A 17,942-nucleotide genomic window follows, 5' to 3' on the forward strand; every position below is an offset into this window, starting at 1 on the left:
TGCTACCTCCAAAAAGGATAGATTTCATGCAAGAATTTTAACATCATTTGCCGCGCCTCTGGCCGTCACGTCTCTTTAACCAATCGGCATATAGGCGCCCCTCCAGTCCAGAGCTTGACGGATGATAGTATTTTACCTCCTTCAGCTCATCGGGCATATAATTTTGATCGACAAAATTATTCGGATAATTGTGCGGATACTTATAGCCCTGACCAAATTTCATCTCTTTGGCTCCAGAGTAACCCGCCTCTTTAAGGTGATTTGGCACATCCAGAGCTCCGTATCTCTCCTGAGCCCTCTCGCCTTCCATCAGAGCCAGAGTCACCGAATTGCTCTTAGGAGAAAGGGATAGATAGAGAGCGGCGTGGGCCAGATTGAGTTTGGCCTCGGGGAGACCAACCACGTTTAGCGCATCAAAGGCCGAGACGGCCACTTCAAGAGCGCGCGAGTTAGCAAGCCCGATATCTTCGGATGCTAGTATTATCATCCTTCTTGCGATAAATTTGGGATCTTCTCCGGCCTTGAGCATCGCGGTAAGCCAATGAATGGCGGCGTCTGGATCAGAGCCCCTGATGCTCTTGATGAAGGCCGATATGTTATCGTAGTGGACATCAAGGCCTTTGCCGTAGTAGCTCTTCCTTTCGGGAATCAGGCTGAGGATTAAGTCCTTACCCACCACCACCTTACCCTTTGCGCCCTTTTCGGCCAGAAGAATGGCCGCCTCGAGAAGATTTAGGGCAGTCCGGCCGTCGCCACCCGCCATATCGGCTATTGTCTCGATGGCTTCGCCCTCAAAGCTTACATCGCCCTCTCCTCCTTCCAATTTGAGGGCCCTTCTTAGAATCGCCCCCACGGCCTGGCTGGAGAGAGGCTCGAAGCGAAAGACCCAGGAGCGCGAGATCAAGGGAGGATTGACTTCAAAATAGGGATTTTCGGTCGTCGCCCCGATCAAGGCGATGGTTCCGTCCTCGATGACGGGAAGGAGGATGTCCTGTTGAGCCTTGTTGAACCTATGGATCTCATCGATGAAGAGGATCGTCCTCTTCGACTCAGCCTCAGCAAGAGCTCTGGCCTCATCGATTATCTTTCTCATCTCAGCGACGCCTGCGCTGACTGCGCTTATCTTCCTGAAATGGGATTTGGTGATATTTGAGATGATCTCAGCAAGCGTGGTCTTGCCTGTGCCAGGCGGTCCCCAGAATACGACGGACCTTATGCCGTCCTCGGCTATCATCGTTGCGAGCGGCGCGCCTTTGGATATGATCTTCTCTTGACCGAAGAAGTCGTCTAGTCTCCTTGGGCGCATTCTGCTCGCAAGCGGTTCAAGGGCGAACGAATTGAGGTGAGAGGTTTTATCTTGATCCATAAGAGACTCATACTGGTGGAGAATAGAGGAGGAGGCTCCGCCATGCCGTTTGAAACGACCCTTTTTGAACCCGAGGCCCAAAAAGGTGGGTGCCCTGCCAAGCACCTTGAAAGTCCTCAAGCATTGAGGCATGTTCAACGTACCCGGACCTAAGGCTCCCTACTGTGAGTGTTGGTTCAAATTAAGCGTCGCATCCACGCACATCGCAGAACCCCCATACTAGATTAAATATACCATAACTTAAAAGAAAGCAACATCTGACCCTTCAGTACTATTTAAGCTTGATGCCAAGATCCTTCAGCTGTTTCTCGTCGACCTCATCTGGAGCGCCGGTTAGAGGACAGACGGCGGCCTGCGTCTTGGGAAAAGCGATTACATCCCTGATGCTCTCCTTCTTTGCTATCAACATAACCAGACGATCCAAGCCTATTGCCATCCCACCGTGAGGAGGGGCGCCGTATTTTAACGCTTCGACAAGAAAACCGAATTTTGCCTCTATATCTTCATCGGCTATTCCGAGAAGGTTGAATACCCTCCTCTGAACATCTTGGTCGTGGATCCTGATGCTGCCTCCTCCAAGCTCGGTTCCGTTCAGAACGAGATCGTAGGCCCAGGCAACGGCCGAAATGGGGTCCATCTCCAAGCGGGCAATCGAATCCTCTTTTGGCGAGGTGAAGGGGTGATGATGGGCCTTATATCGCTTCTCCTCCTCGTCATATTCAAACATGGGAAAATCGACGACCCAGAGAAAGTTGTACTCCTCCTCGTCAATGAGACCGAGTTCATCTGCAAGCCTCAGCCTCAAGTGGCCCAGAGATTCGCTCACAATCGAAGGTTTATCGGCGACGATCAGGATGAGATCGCCGGGTCCGGCCGAGAGCTCCCTTATGAGCTGGGTTATGGTTTCTGGAGAGAAGAATTTGGCTATTGGCGATTTTATCTGACTATCTTCTAGAATTTGAATGGTCGCAAGACCTTTGGCTCCATAAATGGAAGCGGCTTTGGTCAGCTCTTCTATTTTGCCTCTGGAAAAATCGGCGCAGCCGGGCGCCCTTATCCCCTTGACCTCTCCGCCCGCCTCTAGAACCGAGTCGAATACCTTGAAGCCCGAGCCCTTGACTATCCTCCCGATGTCCACGAGTTCTAAACCAAAGCGCAAATCCGGTTTGTCGCTTCCGTAGCGTCCCACGGCCTCGGCATAGGTCAACCGTTTGAACGGGGTTGTTAGTTCCACCCCTTGAGAGGCGAATATCCTCTTCATCAAATCTTCGGCCATCGCAAGGATCGACTCCTGATCGACGAAGGACATCTCCATATCGATCTGGGTGTGCTCCGGCTGGCGGTCGGCCCTCAAATCCTCATCCCGAAAGCAGCGGGCAAACTGGTAGTAGCGGTCGAAGCCTGCCACCATGAGTATCTGCTTGAAGAGCTGGGGAGATTGGGGAAGGGCATAGAAGTGACCCGGGTGGACCCGGCTTGGCACCAGATAATCCCTGGCTCCCTCCGGCGTACTCTTGGTCAGAAAAGGCGTCTCGGTCTCTATGAATCCGTGCTCATTGAGAAAGTCTCTCGCCGCCTGGCAGACCTCATGTCTTAAGTTGAAGCTTTTAAAGGTCCCTTTCCTTCTAAGGTCGAGGTAGCGATGCTTGAGCTTCAGATTCTCATCTATCGGAATATCATCGTTTATCTCAAAGGGCGGCGTCTTAGAGGAACTCAATATGATGATATCCTCGGCGATCACCTCGATCTCACCCGTTTTGATGTTGGGATTTGCCGTCCCCTCCGGCCGAAGTGAGACCGAGCCCGTAACCTTGACCACGAACTCGTCTCTAAGGCTGCCCGCAAGCTCGAATAGGCCGCCGCCATCCGGGTTTATGACCACCTGGACGAGACCGTGGCGGTCCCGAAGGTCGATAAAGATCAGACCGCCGTGGTCCCTTCGGCTGTTAACCCAGCCTGATAGTTCTACCTTTTTGCCCGCATCGCCCCGGCTTAAAAGACCGCAACCATGGCTCCTCTTGGAATAGCTTATCCTTTTATCCGTCATCTATGCCTCTTTGTTCCGATTAAGATTTTTTATAAGCCAGCCCGCTGCATCAGCCAGCAAGACTTCTGTCTGCTCTCCGGCCGCCATGGACTTTATCGAGACCATCCCCCTTGCCAACTCCTGCTCGCCAAGGATGATAACGAAGGTGGCGCCCATCTTTCCAGCAAGCTTCATCTGCCCCTTAAATGTCCTTAAGCCGTAGTCCATCTCAGCCGATAACCCGGCTTTGCGTAGGTTCATAAGCAGCTTGAACGCCTCTCGCCTGGCCTCATCGGTTGAGATAATGAAGAGATCTAGGGATGGGGTGGCCGAGGGGGGGATGTCCAAAGCTTGAAGGGCCAGCAAGACCCGCTCGGTCCCGATGGCAAAACCGATCGATGGAATGTGCGGGCCTCCAAGCTCCTCTGAGAGCCCATCATAGCGGCCGCCGCCGCCAAGGGCATTCTGGGCTCCAAGCGCGCCCGACCTCACTTCAAAGGTCGTCTTGGTATAGTAATCGAAACCGCGAACCAGTGAGGAATCGACGATAAAATCGATCCCAAGATCACCGAGCGCCTCTCTGACCGCATCGAAATGATCATTGCAGTCTTTGCATAGGTAGTCGCCTATCTTGGGCGCAGTCTTAAGGCTCTCGATACAATTTGGATTCTTGCAATCAAAGACTCTCAAGGGATTGGACGCCGCCCTTAAGCGGCAATCATCACAGAGATCGCGAGCCCTCTCTTTGAGGTCTTTCTTGAGTGAGGCGGCAAAGTCTTTGCGGCATCCCTTGCAGCCCATGCTGTTTAGGTGAAGGGCGAGTTCGCTCAGACCGAGTTCGGTCAAGGCGTAGTGAAGGAGGGTGATATTCTCGGCATCGATGAGAGGATCGCTTGAGCCGATTGCCTCCACCCCGATCTGGTAGAACTCGCGGTATCGTCCGGCCTGTGGCCTCTCATAACGAAACATCTGCCCGCTATAGTAGAGCTTGACCGGCATCGGCATCGATGTTAGCCCATGCTCCAAAAAGGCCCTGATTACCGGGGCCGTCCCTTCGGGACGCAAAGTCAGGCTGCGGCCTCCCTTATCTTTGAATGTATACATCTCCTTGCTGACAATATCGGTCGCCTCACCTATGGTGCGCGTGAAGAGCTCGGTATGTTCGAAGGTTGGGGTGATAATGGGTGAGTAGCCGAATCTCTCAAAGATTTCCATGATCCTTCGTTCGACATGCGACTTCTTGACCGCCTTATCTAAGAGTATGTCTGATGTGCCGCGTGCCGCTTTGATGATAGCCTCCAAAAATCAGCCAAAAATTTCGAGCAAAAAGGGATTGCTTATCTTCTCTCGTCCGATGGTCGACGGATCGCCGTGACCGGGAAGAACTTTGACCTCATCAGGCAGAGAAGCGACCCTCTCTAGTGACTCCTTTAAGACCTCGTAAGAGCCGTAGGGAAAATCAGTCCGCCCGACCGAACCGGCAAAGAGGAGATCGCCGGTGAACAACAAATCATCCAGCTTAAGGGAGATGCTGCCCGGCGTATGTCCGGGAGTGTGGATCACCTCGAAGCTGAGATCGCCAAGCTCAATCACATCTCCATCATCGACCTCTCTTATCTCAAAATCGAAGGTAGCCGCCCGTCCAAATAGGGTCGAGAGATTGCCGCCCGGTTTGGCCAATAATATTCCATCTTGACCATGAAGACAAACCTTGGCGCAAGTCTTCTCGACCAGGTCCTTGACCGCCCCGATATGATCATAGTGTCCATGAGTCAAGATGATCGTTTTGGCTTTAAGGCCCTCCTCTTTTAAGGCGGCCATTATAAGGTCAGCATTTGCTCCTGGATCGATGACGGCTGCCTCTTTGGAGCTTGAGCCGACTATGTAACAATTGGTCCCGATACCTCCAACGACTACTCTCTTTACGACCAAACTCTCCTCCAAGGGGGACAATAAATCTTCCATAAACCTCTAAATATTAACACAAACCGCTAGATATTCTTTGCGCTGTCCAAAATTATGGTCACCGGACCGTCTCCGATCATCCCAACTTCCATCATCGCCCCAAAGACCCCGCTCTGTATCTTAAGGCCCCCGCGGCCAAACATCTCGATCGCCGCTTTGTAGAGCTCTTTGGCGAGCGTGGAAGGGGCGGCGTCGGTAAAGCTTGGACGCCGCCCCTTCTGCACATTCGCAAGCAAGGTAAATTGGGAGACGATCAGGATCTCACCGCCGATCTCTCTGACCGAAACGTCCATATTCTTCTCGTTTGATGGAAATATGCGCATATTTAAGATCTTGTCGACCATATAATCGAGATCCGCCCTTGAGTCTGATGAAGAGATTCCGAGGAGGACAAGGAGGCCAGCTCCAATGGATCCGACAACCTCTCCCTCCACTTTAACCTCAGCCGATTTTACCCTCTGAATTACTCCTTTCAGCGAAGGTCCCCCTTTTTAAGCCGACACTCGATAGGCATCGTAGACGCTGTCTATCTTTTTGACGTTGGCCAGGATGTGATCGAGATGGGATAGGCTGCTTATATCGAAAACGAACTTGAAGATGGCCACATTATTTTTGTCGGTCAGAAGGGAGGCTGATTTTATATTGACGCCCATCTCGCTGATGGCCGAGCTGATATCGCGAAGGAGCTTGGTCCGGTCAATCGCCTCGACTTGTATCTCGGCCTGGAAGAGATCGCCTCCGCTTGTATCCCAATGGACATCGATCAAGCGGGCCGAGTGTTTCTCCCGAATGCTTCTCATGTTAGAACAGTCTTTTCTGTGAATCGTCACTCCCCGGCCGACGGTTATGAAGCCAACTATGTCATCCATCGGGACCGGGTCGCAGCAGCGGGCAAGACGGGTCAGCATCCCTTCCGAACCGGCCACCCTAACTCCTTTCGCCTTTTTGATCTCCTTTTTTGGAACTTGAGAAAACTTCAGCTCCACCTCTTCCTGAGTCTCCTCTTCCAGGCTTAAGAGATTCATAAGCTTGGTCACAAGTTGACGGGCAGAGATGTTGCCGCTTCCCATGTTGGCAAAGAGAGTCTCTTGATCGCTCGCGTTCATCGATTTGGCCGCGGCCGTCAGGGTTTCAGCCGGGATTGAAGCGAGGCTCATCCCCTTCTTTTTGAGCTCCTTGGCCAGGGCTTCCTTGCCCGCATGCTCCATGCCCTCGCGGCTCTCCTTGCTGAACCACTGCCTTATCTTGGTCCTGGCCCGAGAAGTCTTGACGATCTTTAACCAGTCGCGGCTGGGATTGGACGATTTAGAGGTCAAGATCTCAACTATATCGCCGCTTCTCAGCTCATAGCCCAAAGGAACGATCTTGCCGCCCACCTTGGCCCCGATGCACCTGTGGCCGACATCGGTATGAATGGTGTAGGCGAAATCGAGCGGAGTCGAGCCCATTGGCAGGCTGATCACCTTGCCTTTTGGGGTGAAGACGAAGACCTCGCTCTCGAAGAGATCCGTCTTTAGGGTCTCCAAAAAGTCTTTGGGATCCTTGGTCTCGCTTTCCCACTCCAGCATCTGCCTAAGCCAGGAGAGACGCTCTTCAAATCTGTCCATCTTACCGCCCTCTTTATAGCGCCAATGGGCGGCGATGCCATAATCAGCAGTCTTGTGCATCTCATATGTCCTGATTTGAAGCTCTAAGGGTTTGCCATTGGGCCCGATGACCACGGTGTGGAGGGAGCGGTACATATTGAATTTGGGCATGGCGATATAATCTTTGAATTTGCCAGGTATCGGTTTCCAGAGGGAATGGACGACGCCAAGGGTTGCGTAGCAGTCTCTTACCGAACCCACCAGAATGCGCAGACCGGAGAGATCATAGATCTCGTTGAATTCCTTCCCTCGCCTTATCATCTTCTGATCGATGCTGTAATAGTGCTTGACCCGGCCGATTATCTCATGCTTTATCCTCATCTTCTTGAGTTCAGCGGCAAGTTGGCCTGTCGCCTCCTCGAGATAGGCCTCTCTCTGCCGCCTCGTCTCTGAGACGGTCTTTGCGATCTGAGCATACTTCTTGGGCTCCAGAGCCTTAAATGAAAGATCCTCCAACTCCCACTTAGCCTTGAAGATTCCCAGACGATGAGCAAGGGGGGCGTAAATATCAAGAGTCTCCTTGGCTTTTTGCCGCTGTTTCTCCGGGCTCAAGTGTTCGATGGTCCTCATGTTGTCGAGGCGGTCGGCTATCTTTATCAGGATGACCCTGATGTCCTTGGCCATCGAAATCAGCATCTTGCGCAGGTTCTCGGCCTGCTCCTCTTCCCTGCTAACAAACTCTATTTTGCCAAGTTTTGTCAGACCATCGATCAGCTCGGCCACTTCGCTTCCGAACTCGCTCTCGATCTCTTCCAAGGTTATCGCGGTATCCTCGACAACATCGTGAAGAAGGGCGGCCGCAATGCTGGTTGAGTCGAGTTCCATTTCAGCCAAGATATTTGCCACGCCGAGCGGATGAAAGATGTAGAGATCGCCTGACTTCCTATACTGATCTAGGTGAGCCTTCTTGGCCAGCGTATATGCCTTCTTAATCAGAGTAAGATCGGCCTCGGGGCTGTAGCTATTTATCTTTTCGATTAACTGCTTGATGTATCTTTCCATGATAGGGATATTTTAACAAATATTTGCAGGTTGAAATAGGAATGCCGGTCTAAGTGACAAGATAGGCCTCGATCCCCTGGAGTTTGAGTAATAGAGGGAGCAACTATCGCCCTTTTCGATTTGGAAGATGACCTCCTTGGACTTTCCAAGGAGCAAGAATTCGGTCGATATTGAGCGGGCCGCCATATTAGATATAAAACAACTATTATTGCGAAGGCAAAAATCCGTCATAGAAGAACATTGGCCCCTCCTGATTAATCCGCCAAAATTTATTCCTTGCGTAAAACCGTTTATTTATTATTGGTACAGCAGTTGAAGATTTTATTCAAGACAAAAATGGTTTCTGAACTTTGGCTGGATTATTCGACTTTGAGCAGACCTTTGGGGTAGATGGGCTGATTTATCATCGAGAGGAGTTCGTCTTCACCACTCATCATAACCCAGTCCTTAAAGCTGGCAAAGAGGTCCTTTTCGTCAACGCCCTCTTCGAACCTTACCGAATCCGAGAGAGAGAGTTTCATCGAGTGATTCTTGAGTCTTATGACCCTGTCGCCCCGGCTTCCAACGATCTCAAGGAGACCGATCTCTTCGAATATCTTAAGCCCTGCATATATCCCCGATTCGCTCAAAAATTTGCTGCCGGTCGCCTCCAGCTCGCTCAAGATATCGCAGTTTCCTGCCTCGATACTTCCTGAAGTAGAAGATAGGTTCTTTAGGGTCAGATAGAGATCGGTAAGACTCTTTCTGGAAGGGGCCATCGACTCCAAGATGAAGCGATTGATCTTGGCGTCATCCTCGCCGAACAGGAGGTGGATGTCGGCCCGCTCGCCGTCCCTGCCCGCTCGGCCACTCTCCTGATTGTACTCGATGAAACTGAAGGGCATATGATAGATGAAGATGTCGCTTATGTCCGGGATGTTGACTCCTTCACCGAAAGCGCTGGTGGAGACGACCACCGAAATGTCCCCCCGCTTGAATCTGGCCTCGATTTCATGCCTGGTTGCGGCATCAAGCCCCGCGTTATAGTAGGCCGTTCGATCCTTTAAAGCTGGAAGGTTATCTCTCAGAAAGGAGGCTATTTTAACGCTCTGCTCCCGGCTGTTGACATAAATTATGGACTTATTGCCTCCGGTCCTCTTTGAAAGAAAATTCCTGATATAATCGTCCTTCTTCTTTATTCCCCTCTTGTCCACCAGCTTTAAGTTTTCCCTTATGAAGGGATCTATTACCAAACGCTCAATCCCCAGAGTGTCGATTATCTCCCTTGCCACTTTTTCGCCGGCCGTAGCCGTCAAGGCCAAGATTAGAGGATCTTTTAAATTTTTGGCCATCTGCTTGAGGCGGGAGTAGAGCGGACGATGAAGCTCGGATGAGGTGCTTACGTGGTGAGCCTCATCGACAACAAAAAAACCGATCTTCTTTGAGAGCACTTGAAACTGATCCATATTGTGATGGAGGAACTCTGGAGTCGTCAGGGCGATGTGGGCCGCTCCGGCAAAAAGCGCCGAAAATATCGCCTCCCTCTCCTCGAAATCGATGTCACCAGAGAGACGAACGACCCCGAGCCCTATCTTTGAGAACTCCTCTTGAAGATAGTTTAATTGGTCGTTTATGAGCGAACGCAAGGGGTAGAGGATTATGGATATCTTGTCCTCCTTAATAGCTCGAAGAGCCGAGAATATGTGGAAGATGGCTGATTTTCCCCGCCCCGTTCCCATGATGACCAGGGTATTTTTGCCCTCTTTTAGCAGGCTGATGGCCTCCCTCTGTTTGGCAAATAGCTCCTTTCCGCTAAGCAAGATTTCTGCAAGTGATTTAATGAGCTCATCTTCGCTTAAATCTGCAAGACCAGCAAAGGTGAGCCCGTGCTTAAGTGCTCCTTCTTTCCTTAAGGGTGCATCCTTTTTGACCAGGATGTTTACTCCAAGATTCTTGTCCCCGCCTCCGGTTACCTCGGTTATCTTTACCTTGTAAGGCACCCCCGAATCTATAGCGGCGGCCAAATGCTTGGAGATGGCCGCCTTAAGAAAGCCGATTTGGGCTCCCCGCCCGTCCACAATCTTGATGGCGCTGGGGTCGAAGGAATTATTCTCATCCCTAATCAACTTGAGATCTTCGCCCGGAGTGAGCGCTTTGATGGTCTCCTGGCGACCCTCGAATGTCACCCCAACCGCCTTGGTATAGAATGAATCGGAGTCGATGATGTTTCGATGGGGATCATCCTCGAGCACTTCGGACGAGCGCAAAAAAAGCTCTTTTAGAAAATTATCGCCTAAAGTCTCTTTTTTGAGATAATCGACCAGATGAAGTTGGGGGGAAACGTTTTCGTTCCATTCATTTTTGACGAGCCCGCAGACTAAGTCGGCCCCGGCCAAACTATCGGAGTTGAACGAATCGAACTTATCCTTGTGATTGAACGATATCCCGGAAAGTGACGGGCTTCTCCCACCCCCCCCACTTGGGTGAGCGGCTATCTTGAATGATAGATGCCTCTTATCGCTTCCAACATAACTTGACCCCTCTAGAGATGCGGCCCTCAACCGAAAAATGGGCGGGGGATTGCCCACGCCAAATGGGGAGAGCATTTCAAGTTCCTCAAGGAGCTCAAGCGATATATCTGAAGAATCTATCCTTAGATCGATAGCGAGGCGAGGGATGAGATCGTCTTGACTCAGCCTCTCTTTGGCTATCCGGTTGATCCGCTCCTTAAAATCCTCAATCAGCTCCTCTTTGATCTTTAAGCCGGCGGCTCCGGCGTGCCCGCCGAAAGTCTCCAGGATATCCTCGCAGCCTGTCAAAGCTTCGAAAAGGTTGAAGGAGGGGATGCTGCGGCCGCTGCCAACAGCCAGACCGTCCTTTAGGGTTAGAAGAAAGGTGGGACGCTTATATCGATTGGCAAGGCGTGAGGCGACTATCCCCTTGACCCCCTCGTGCCAATCGGCTGAGGCGAGAACTATCACCAATTCTTTATCCAAATCCAGCTCTTTGGCCATGGAGAAGACCTCGGCCGTGATCGTCTCCTCTATCTTACGCCTCTCTTTATTCCTTCCATCGATTCGCTTTGCAAGCTCAATCGATTCGTCCAAGTCGCTTGAGAGAAGGAGTTTTACGCATTTGGTGGCATCGGCCACCCTTCCGGCTGCATTTAAGCGGGGGACAAGAAAATAGGCGGCGTCTTCGGCCGAGACCTTATCCGCCTTGAGCGAGGCGATCTGCATAAGAGCCCTAAGGCCGGGTTTGCCGCTAGGCTTAAGTCTATTAAGCCCCTCTTTGACCATGACCCTGTTCTCCCCAAGGAGGGGGACCATATCTGCCACCGTCCCCAGAGCCACCAGGTCAAGATGGTTTAAGATATCATAATCTTTCTCTGGGAGCTTCTGGGCCAGAGCCGAAAGGAGTTTGAAGACGACGCCGACGCCGGCAAGATTTCGCATTGGATGATCTGGGCCATCCTTTTTGGGATTTATGACGGCATAGGCTTTGGGGAGGCTTATCCCGGGCTCGTGATGATCGGTGATTATTACCGAAAGACCAAGATCATTAGCGTAATCAACCTCCTCTATGGCCGAAATGCCGGTATCGACCGTCAAGATTATTGAGACGCCCGACTCCTTCAAACGCTTTAGAGCGGACGCGCTCAGCCCATAGCCCTCTTTAAAGCGGCTTGGAATATAGAAGTTGACCTCGGCCCCAAGGTCACGAAGGACCCTTACGGCCAGAGCCGCGGCGGTTATGCCATCGACGTCAAAATCTCCAAAGACGGCTATGGGCTCGCCCTTGGAGATGGCTTCAGCTAAACGGGTGGCCGCGGCCTGGACGCCTTCTAACAGAAAGGGATCAAGAAGGGATGAGAGGCTGGGAGATAAAAAGCCAAAGGCCGCACCGGCTGAGGTGATTCCCCTTGCCGCAAGAAGGCTGGCAAGATGGATGGATACGGAGAGTTCTTTAGAGAGCTTTAGAGCAACGGTTTCATCGAAACCCTTAAATGACCATATGTAACCACCCGCAGATTGAGCGGTCCGGTCATCATCGAAGGATTCTTGCAAGGACAACTTGGGTCTCCAGACTAACCGCCATTGTTGGAAGGGGTCTTAAGATTTCTCGGTCTCCACTTTAGGCGCCGGCGCCGGCGCCGGCTCCGGCGGACAGGCCTCTATAAGTTTTGCGGCGTATTCCTTCTCTTTTGCCCGCAGAAGGGCTCTCTCTTTCTCTTCTTGCCTCTTTTTCGTCCTCTTTTTGGTCTTGATGAGAGCGGTTATGCCGGCCAGCATCCCCATCGCCCCTCCGACCATAACCGAGATGACGATGACCAGGGCCAAAGAGACCTCTACGCTGCCCAGACCATAGGATATTGTGACGGCGGCGGCGTTCTCTATGGCCAAGATGGTTACAAAAAGGATCAAGACAAGGATCAAAGCTAGTGAAATGAGCACCTTTTCCTCCAAATAGTTTTGGTTAACGATTCAATTTTAACCCTAAATCGGTACGCTTTAAACCTCGCTCGGAGCATATCTCGGCTCGGTCTCCTTCCAGATGGCAAAGAGCGGGCTCGCTATGAAGATGGACGAATAGGTACCGGCAATTATGCCAACCACCAAAACCAGGGCAAAGTCCCTGAGCGTCTCTCCGCCGAAAAGGAGGAGGATGAAGACAGGTATTATGGTGGTGAGCGAGGTATTTATAGATCTTGCCAGGACCTGATTGAGAGAATCGCTCACCATATCGAGATATCTTCTCTTACCCAGCGCCCGGGTATTCTCCAAGATGCGGTGGAAGACTACGATGGTGTCGTAGAGCGAGTATCCAAGGATGGTTAGAAGGCCTGCTATCATATTCGGCGTAACCTCGCGCCCCAAAAGCGCATAGACACCGACCGTAATGACCACGTCGTGCAAGAGGGCGGCCACAGCCGAAAAGGCCATCTTGTACTCGAACCTTAAAGTGATGTAGATAAGGATGGTGGCCAGCGACGCCGCCAAAGCGAGGAGCGCGCCCCTTGTAACCTGCTCTCCCCAGCCGGGGCCGACATCCTGGATGTAACGTATCTCCTCTATTTTGGCCTTGGTCTCAAATGCGGCCAAGATCTCTTTCTGAGTCGCCTGATCCAGCTTCTTGGACCTTATCAAGAACTCTTTGGTCTCAACCTGTTGAATGGTGCTGTTAGAGAGATCGAACTCCCTGAGCACGTCCCTGACATCGGCGGCGGTTATTTCGTTCTTGAAGGCGAGATCCAAAAGGGTCCCACCCTTAAAGTCTATGCCGGGTCTGATCCCTTTAAAGAGCATGGCCAGAGCGGCCATGGTTATCAGGACGGCCGAGATTATAAACCAGGTATTCTTTCTCCCCATGAAATCGAACTTTCTCAATTTTGGACCCCCTTAACCCCGATGAACAGGTGATTGTTGAATAATTTGACTTGAGCCATCAAGGCCAGCATCGGCCTGGTGAAGAAGAAGGCCGTAAAGAGGTCTATGAAGACGCCGAGTATGAGGGTAAAGGCGAATCCCCTGACCGGACCGACGGCCAGAAAGAAGAGGAAAATTACGGCCGACAGGGTGACGAAGTTGGCGTCAACCATGGTCTTGATGGCATTTCTGAAGCCGACATCCGCCGCTGTGCGGATACTCTTGCCCCCTCTCACCTCTTCCTTGAATCTTTCAAAGATAACGATGGATGAATCTGCCGCCATGCCGATGCTAAGGATCATTCCGGCGATTCCTGGCAGGGTCAGCGTCCAGGACTGATAGCGCCCTATGAAGGCTATGATCCCCCAGAAGATGGTGGCAAAAACGATGAGGGCCATGCTGGTTATGAGGCCGAGACCGCGATAGTAGGCGATCATGAAGAGAACAACTAATATAAGGCCGATGCCTCCGGCCACAAGGCCTTCTCTTAAGGAATCCTTGCCCAGGGTCGGGCCGACCATCCGGTTCTCATCGATTTCGAGGTTTACGGGGAGCGAGCCGGTCTTAAGGACGAGAGCCAGTTGTTTGGCTTCTTCAATCGTGAATTTTCCTGTTATGTTGGCGTTGCCGTCGCTTATCTTCTCTTGAACGAGCGGGGCCGACATCACCTGACCGTCCAAGACTATGGCAAGCTGCTTGCCAACCATCCTTCCCGTAACGTCGGCAAAAATTTGCGTTCCCTCTGAGGTGAATTCGATATCGATCTTGGCGTTGTTGAACTGGTCGAACGAGACTAAGGCGTTCTTGAGCTTATCTCCGGTGAGAAGGGTTTCGCCCAGACTATAGTTCTCACCGTCGAGACCTAGCACCTCTTTGAATTCGAGCTGAGCGGTTTTGCCGATTATCTCCAAAGCCATCTGTGGGTCTTCGATTCCGGGAAGCTGGATGGAGATGCTGGATAGACCCTGCCGCTGGATCTGAGGCTCGGCGACGCCGAGACCATCGACCCTTTTTCTGATGACCAGCATCGCCTGCTCCATTGACTCCTCTGTGATCGGAGCCTCCTTGGTCCCCTGAGCGGTCAAGAGAACGCTAAGGCCACCCTTGAGATCAAGACCGAGTTTTGTCGATTTGGACGGCGGAACGATCAAGTAGACGGCCGTCAAGATGATGACGAGTACCAATGATAGCGAGATAAGATTCTTTGTATTCTGTCGCAAACTGAAAAACCTCCTTAAAATTTATAGTAATTGAACGTCGTTTATGACCAGACTGAAGCTGCAACCCAAAACTTCGGCCGCCTGACGGCACATGACCATGCGGGTCAAGAATATCTCAAAATAGTCCATAACCTTACTGATGGTGGTATCTATCTGTATCTCGAGCGATATCTTCTTGGCCGCGTCATCGACGCGGAGGAAGGATTTCTGGGCGGCATAGTTGACACGATCGTGGATGTCATTTTTCTGGTGCGACATGGAACGGGCCTGTTGGCGCACCCGGCTCCGGTGGACGTCGGCTTTATCGGCCAGGACCAGAGCGGCCGTGATGTGATGGGTGGCCCAGCCATACTCCTCTTCGTGATTACCGATGGCGTTCATGACCAGGGCAATCTCTATTTCGGCCATACCCATATCCTTTAGAATGCTGCGAGCGAGCAAGGCGCCCGAAAGACCGTGTTCCTGGCGGCTGATGGTGTTGCCGATATCGTGCAGATAACCTGCTATGGCCGCAAGTTCAGCCTCTCTCTTGGGATATCTTAGCCTATCCAAGACGTTGTGGGCTATGTGGGCGACCAGGGCGGCGTGTCTTGGGCCGTGCTCGGTGAATCCTATGGCCCCAATGTACTTGTCGGCCATATCAAGGTATATGGGGACCGTTTCGTTCTTGGTCAAAACATCTAAGGTTACTCTATCTTCTTTTAATTCTTCCTCTTCGAACATCGGCTTCAGCGTCTCGCTCATATGGATGGATTCTTTACTTTTTGGCCAGAATGGAATTTTTGGCAAACACAACTACCACATTATCGGCCAACTCTAGTTCGACGGTCTCCTCGCCCACCGATTTCACTTTGCCGTGGACGCCGCCCATGGTGATGACCTCGTCTCCGGAGGCTAGCTCGCTGACCAGTTGTTTGTGAGCCTTAACCCTGGCTTGCTGCGGTTTGACCAGGAGCAAATAGAATAGGCCGATCAAAAAGACCAGATAGATAAGACTTAAGTAAGACAAGTAAATCACCCTTTCAAATTCTTGCGGCTTCTCAAGCTCTTCTGCTCGATGCGCCGAATTCGGCTAAAAAGTCCTCTTTGAAATCGAGGAAACTGCCCCTTTGAATCGCCTCTGACGCCTGGGCTATCATGTCAAACAGGAAGTTTAAATTATGCCATGTGAGTAAACGCAAGGCAAGGATTTCGCCCGCTTTAAAGAGATGTCTGATATAGGCCCTCGTAAAATTGGCGCAAGCGTAGCACTTACAGGTGTCGTCGAGAGAAGTGAGGTCCTTGGCGAAAGCGGCGTTCTTGATGTTTAGGTTGCCTTTCTTTGTAAAGGCGGTGCCGTTCCTTGCGATCCTGGTTGGCAGTGCGCAGTCAAACATATCTACGCCAAGAGAAATGGCATGAAGGATGCTCTCGGGATTTCCGACACCCATCAGATAGCGAGGGGCTTCAAAGGGCATCTCGGGAAGAAATCCGGCCAGGATCTCAAACATCATCTCATGAGGCTCTCCGACGGAAAAGCCCCCGATCCCATAGCCGTCGAAACCAATCTCAACCGTCCCCTTCAAGCTGTAATTCCGAAGATCGGGATATATGCCGCCCTGGACTATTCCAAATAGAGCCTGGCCGGTCTCTTTAAGTTCGCGTCTCTCTTTGCACCGTTTGGCCCAGGCCAGGCTCCGCTCGACGGCGGCAAGGATCCGTTCCTTATCGGCCGGATAGGGCGGGCATTCATCGAGGGCCATCATTATGTCGGATCCGAGATCGTGCTGAATCTCGATGGCCATCTCCGGGCTGAGATGATGAAGCGACCCGTCGATTATCGATCTGAAGTCGACCCCTTCATCTTTGACTTTTAGCGTCTCGTTAAGACTAAATATCTGAAAGCCACCGCTATCGGTCAGGATTGGTCCATCCCAAGCCATAAACTTATGGAGGCCGCCCGCCTCTCTGATCAGCTCATTTCCAGGACGCAGGTAGAGATGGTAGGCGTTGGAGAGGATCATCTTAGCTCCGGCAAGTTTAAGCTCGCTCGGAGCCATCGTCTTGACTGCGCCCCTCGTTCCAACCGGCATGAATAAGGGCGTATCTACCTCTCCATGGTTGGTCTCCATCCTGGCCAGCCTCGCAGAGGTCTTGCTGTCCACGGCCCTTACTTCAAAAGAGAACGACAAAAGCTGCTCCTTAAATACGAGTGAAAGAATATTTTATATCCAGGCTCCCGTAAGGGCAATCTTGGGCGGCCTAGATTATGAGCATGGCATCCCCAAAGCTGAAGAAGCGGTATCTCTCGCTTATGGCCTCCTCGTAAGCCCTCTTTATCAAATCCGTCCCAGCAAAGGCTGAGACCATGAGGAGGAGGCTCGATTTGGGCAGATGAAAGTTGGTAATCAGGGCGTCCACGATTCTGAAACGATAGCCGGGGTAAATGAAAAGCGATGTAAGGCCATCCTTTGGGCTCACTTGGTTGCCGTCCTTTCCTTCGCCTGCGGCCGTCTCCAGCACCCTGACGGAAGTCGTCCCAACCGCGATGATCCGGCCTTTCTCTTTACGGCTTAAGTTGATCGCATCCGCAGCCGCCTGGCTAAGCGAGAAGCGTTCGGTATGGATCTTATGGTCCCTCGGATCCTCCATCTTGATCGGCCGAAAGGTATCCAAACCGACGTCCAGAGTAACGTGGGCAAATCTTACGCCCACCTCTTTGAGCTCGGATATCAAATCTTTTGTGAAATGAAGGCCGGCCGTCGGGGCGGCAACCGATCCTTGCGCCCTGGAATAGACGGTCTGATAACGCTCTGGGTCGCTGAGTTCTTCAGTTATGTAGGGAGGAAGCGGAAGGATGCCGACCTCTTTTAGGGCTCCGTCGAAATCTTTAGCAGTCTCGAAATCCACCAGCCTCTTTCCCTCTCCAAGTTCATCCAGAATGGTCGCGCTCAAGCCCACCTTGGGCGGGCCGAATAAGACCCTGCTTCCAGGCTTAAGACGGCGGCTTGGTCTAACCAGGGCCTCCCAGAGATTATCGCCCCTTCTTTTGAGAAGTAGCAGCTCGACCTGGCCTTTAGTCCCCTTCCGCTCTCCAATCAGCCTTGCAGCAATGACCCGGGTGTCGTTTAAAACCAAGCAATCGGATGGGTTTAAGTAGCCCTTGATATCCGAAAAGGCGGCGTGGGTTATTTTGCCCCCTCTTTTTGAATCCTCCCAGTCAATGGGCCGCTTTCGCTCGACAATCATCAGGCGGGAGGCATCCCTTGGCTCGATGGGAGTCTGGGCTATTAGCTCCTTGGGAAGATGATAATCAAAATCGGATATCTTCAT

At 51.8% G+C, this 17,942-nt stretch carries 14 protein-coding genes and 1 other RNA gene; all 15 read right to left on the reverse strand.

Annotation, left to right across the window (positions count from 1 at the left end; translation table 11 throughout):
- Positions 1-43 precede the first annotated feature (43 nt).
- Positions 44-1,366 (reverse strand): replication-associated recombination protein A, encoded by a 1,323-nt coding sequence (locus tag QMD53_02355; GenBank protein MDI6799507.1) that lies wholly within the window; start codon positions 1,364-1,366, stop codon positions 44-46.
- Between the two features lie 30 nt (positions 1,367-1,396).
- Positions 1,397-1,581: non-coding RNA, 6S RNA (gene ssrS, locus QMD53_02360), on the reverse strand.
- 56 nt (positions 1,582-1,637) lie between these two features.
- The gene (aspS, locus tag QMD53_02365) at positions 1,638-3,413 is read right to left on the reverse strand and encodes an aspartate--tRNA ligase (GenBank protein ID MDI6799508.1); all 1,776 of its coding nucleotides are present in this window, start codon (positions 3,411-3,413) and stop codon (positions 1,638-1,640) included.
- Positions 3,414-4,694 (reverse strand): histidine--tRNA ligase, encoded by a 1,281-nt coding sequence (gene hisS, locus QMD53_02370; protein ID MDI6799509.1) that lies wholly within the window; start codon positions 4,692-4,694, stop codon positions 3,414-3,416.
- 3 nt (positions 4,695-4,697) lie between these two features.
- Positions 4,698-5,324, reverse strand: coding sequence for an MBL fold metallo-hydrolase (locus tag QMD53_02375; protein MDI6799510.1), 627 nt, complete (start codon positions 5,322-5,324; stop codon positions 4,698-4,700).
- Between the two features lie 59 nt (positions 5,325-5,383).
- On the reverse strand, positions 5,384-5,833 hold the full coding sequence (gene dtd, locus QMD53_02380; GenBank protein ID MDI6799511.1) for a D-aminoacyl-tRNA deacylase: 450 nt from the start codon (positions 5,831-5,833) through the stop codon (positions 5,384-5,386).
- Positions 5,834-5,848: 15 nt separating this feature from the next.
- A complete protein-coding gene (locus tag QMD53_02385; protein ID MDI6799512.1) occupies positions 5,849-8,005 on the reverse strand; it encodes a bifunctional (p)ppGpp synthetase/guanosine-3',5'-bis(diphosphate) 3'-pyrophosphohydrolase in 2,157 nt (718 codons plus the stop codon).
- A gap of 359 nt (positions 8,006-8,364) precedes the next feature.
- Positions 8,365-12,057 carry a single-stranded-DNA-specific exonuclease RecJ gene (gene recJ / locus QMD53_02390; GenBank protein ID MDI6799513.1) on the reverse strand — a complete coding sequence of 1,231 codons (3,693 nt, stop codon included), beginning with the start codon at positions 12,055-12,057 and terminating at the stop codon, positions 8,365-8,367.
- Between the two features lie 39 nt (positions 12,058-12,096).
- Positions 12,097-12,438, reverse strand: coding sequence for a LapA family protein (locus tag QMD53_02395; GenBank protein ID MDI6799514.1), 342 nt, complete (start codon positions 12,436-12,438; stop codon positions 12,097-12,099).
- Positions 12,439-12,495: 57 nt separating this feature from the next.
- Positions 12,496-13,371 carry a protein translocase subunit SecF gene (gene secF, locus QMD53_02400; GenBank protein MDI6799515.1) on the reverse strand — a complete coding sequence of 292 codons (876 nt, stop codon included), beginning with the start codon at positions 13,369-13,371 and terminating at the stop codon, positions 12,496-12,498.
- Complete coding sequence (gene secD / locus QMD53_02405; protein ID MDI6799516.1) at positions 13,368-14,630, reverse strand: protein translocase subunit SecD; 1,263 nt, start codon at positions 14,628-14,630, stop codon at positions 13,368-13,370. Before secD ends, secF begins: the two co-directional genes overlap by 4 nt.
- Positions 14,631-14,651: 21 nt before the next feature.
- Complete coding sequence (locus QMD53_02410) at positions 14,652-15,374, reverse strand: HD domain-containing protein (protein ID MDI6799517.1); 723 nt, start codon at positions 15,372-15,374, stop codon at positions 14,652-14,654.
- 13 nt (positions 15,375-15,387) lie between these two features.
- Positions 15,388-15,639, reverse strand: coding sequence for a preprotein translocase subunit YajC (gene yajC, locus QMD53_02415; GenBank protein ID MDI6799518.1), 252 nt, complete (start codon positions 15,637-15,639; stop codon positions 15,388-15,390).
- A gap of 31 nt (positions 15,640-15,670) precedes the next feature.
- Complete coding sequence (gene tgt, locus QMD53_02420; protein ID MDI6799519.1) at positions 15,671-16,801, reverse strand: tRNA guanosine(34) transglycosylase Tgt; 1,131 nt, start codon at positions 16,799-16,801, stop codon at positions 15,671-15,673.
- Positions 16,802-16,871: 70 nt separating this feature from the next.
- Entirely contained in the window at positions 16,872-17,942 is a 1,071-nt protein-coding gene (queA, locus tag QMD53_02425) for a tRNA preQ1(34) S-adenosylmethionine ribosyltransferase-isomerase QueA (protein ID MDI6799520.1), read from the reverse strand.

The organism is Actinomycetota bacterium (assembly GCA_030017835.1).
GTDB lineage: Bacteria > Actinomycetota > Aquicultoria > UBA3085 > Oleimmundimicrobiaceae > Yes70-04.

Coding starts and splice junctions, on each gene's coding strand:
- aspS (MDI6799508.1), bottom strand. CDS start 3,413: ATGACGGATAAAAGGATAAGCTATTCCAAGAGGAGCCATGGTTGCGGT.
- QMD53_02410 (MDI6799517.1), bottom strand. CDS start 15,374: ATGAGCGAGACGCTGAAGCCGATGTTCGAAGAGGAAGAATTAAAAGAA.
- QMD53_02385 (MDI6799512.1), bottom strand. CDS start 8,005: ATGGAAAGATACATCAAGCAGTTAATCGAAAAGATAAATAGCTACAGC.
- queA (MDI6799520.1), bottom strand. CDS start 17,942: ATGAAGATATCCGATTTTGATTATCATCTTCCCAAGGAGCTAATAGCC.
- QMD53_02355 (MDI6799507.1), bottom strand. CDS start 1,366: ATGGATCAAGATAAAACCTCTCACCTCAATTCGTTCGCCCTTGAACCG.